Origin of the sequence: Mycobacterium sp. 852002-30065_SCH5024008 (genome assembly GCF_001665645.1) — a bacterium.
Classification (GTDB): domain Bacteria; phylum Actinomycetota; class Actinomycetes; order Mycobacteriales; family Mycobacteriaceae; genus Mycobacterium; species Mycobacterium paraffinicum.
Genome location: NZ_LZSZ01000044.1, coordinates 1 through 586 on the forward strand (window position 1 = coordinate 1; position 586 = coordinate 586).

The 586-nt window shown below is 66.0% G+C and carries 1 protein-coding gene; it reads left to right on the top strand.

Going from position 1 to position 586, the window contains the following annotated elements; genetic code table 11:
* Nucleotides 1-586 (top strand): AMP-binding protein (locus tag A5781_RS05055; protein WP_156624405.1); only part of this gene is annotated, 586 nt, incomplete at both ends.

Sequence of the window (586 nt, forward strand, 5' to 3'; positions counted from 1 at the left end):
TGCGTATCTGATTTACACCTCGGGCACCACCGGGGTGCCCAAAGGCGTTGCCGTGACCCACCACAATGTCACCCAGCTGATCGCGTCGCTGGACGGGAATTTGGCGGGGCCGGGGCGGGTGTGGTCGCAGTGGCATTCGTATTCCTTTGACATTTCGGGCTGGGAGATCTTCGGTGCCCTGCTGCATGGCGGGCGGTTGGTGGTGGTGCCCGAGGCGGTGGCCGCTTCCCCCGAGGCGTTGCATGCGTTGCTGATCGAGCAGCAGGTCACTGTGTTGAGCCAGACACCTTCGGCGGTGGCGGCGCTCTCGCCGCAGGGGTTGGAATCGGTGACATTGCTGGTCGGTGGGGAGGCGTGTCCGGCTGAGGTGGTGGAGCGGTGGGCGCCGGGACGGGTGATGCTCAATGAATACGGTCCGACCGAGACCACGATGTGGGTGGCGATCAGTGCCCCGCTCGCCCCGGGGGTGGGTGCCGTGCCGGTGGGGTCGCCGGTGGCGGGTGCGGCGTTGTTTGTGCTGGATCAGTGGTTGCGGCCGGTTCCGGCGGGGGTGGTCGGGGAGTTGTACTGTCTCTTATACACATCT